This window comes from Psychrobacter sp. TB20-MNA-CIBAN-0197 (assembly GCF_040309765.1).
Lineage (GTDB): Bacteria > Pseudomonadota > Gammaproteobacteria > Pseudomonadales > Moraxellaceae > Psychrobacter > Psychrobacter submarinus.
This window is the reverse complement of record NZ_JBEOPC010000914.1, coordinates 1-258: the sequence shown is the minus strand read 5'-3', so window position 1 is coordinate 258 and position 258 is coordinate 1. Positions and strand designations below refer to the sequence as shown.

The 258-nt window shown below is 60.5% G+C and carries 1 protein-coding gene; it reads left to right on the top strand.

Going from position 1 to position 258, the window contains the following annotated elements; translation table 11 throughout:
• Positions 1-258 (top strand): lyase family protein (locus tag AAEY83_RS16530; protein ID WP_351060804.1); only part of this gene is annotated, 258 nt, incomplete at both ends.

The window sequence follows — 258 nt, the reverse complement described above, 5'->3', positions numbered from 1 at the left end:
CTACCAACATGAACGCCAACGAAGTGATCGCCAACATTGCTCTGGAAGCGATGGGCCACGAGAAAGGCGAATACCAGTACCTGCACCCGAACGACGACGTGAACATGGCGCAGTCGACCAACGACGCCTACCCGACGGCGATCCGTCTGGGTTTGCTGCTGGGTCACGACGCGCTGCTGGCCAGCCTCGACAGCCTGATTCAGGCGTTCGCGGCCAAGGGCAAAGAGTTCGACCACGTCCTGAAAATGGGCCGTACCC